Source organism: Streptomyces sp. NRRL WC-3549 (genome assembly GCF_000721935.1).
Lineage (GTDB): Bacteria > Actinomycetota > Actinomycetes > Streptomycetales > Streptomycetaceae > Streptomyces.
The window spans coordinates 81,067-81,394 of sequence record NZ_KL585398.1 but is presented as its reverse complement, the minus strand read 5'-3'; the positions used below and the strand labels follow the sequence as shown (position 1 = coordinate 81,394).

Annotated in this window: 1 pseudogene; it reads right to left on the bottom strand. The window is 79.0% G+C overall.

The annotated features are described in order from the left end of the window. A pseudogene (locus tag IH13_RS42315) lies at positions 1–289 on the bottom strand (regulator); the annotation flags it as partial. Positions 290–328 lie beyond the last annotated feature (39 nt).

Sequence of the window (328 nt, the reverse complement as noted above, 5' to 3'; positions counted from 1 at the left end):
ATGTGTATAAGAGACAGGCGTGGTCCAGGGCGCGGAAGAGCTCGCCGACCGAGTGCAGGGCGGCGATGTCCCCGCTGCCGACCCGCTGGCCGGACCCGCGGTCGGTGCCCCGCTGCCGTGGGACGGCCGGGTGGGCCGCTCCGGGGGCTCCGGGCGGGCGGGTGGGGCCGGGCCCCCTGGAGCCGGGCCTGGTCCCGGGGGTGCCGGGGCCGTGGGCGTGGCCGGGGGTGTGCGTGGGGCCGGGGGCCGCGAGGTGTCCCCCGGCTCCGGGCGGGTGGCCGGGGGACACGCCGCCCGCCGGGTCGGCGTCTGTCTCTTATACACATCT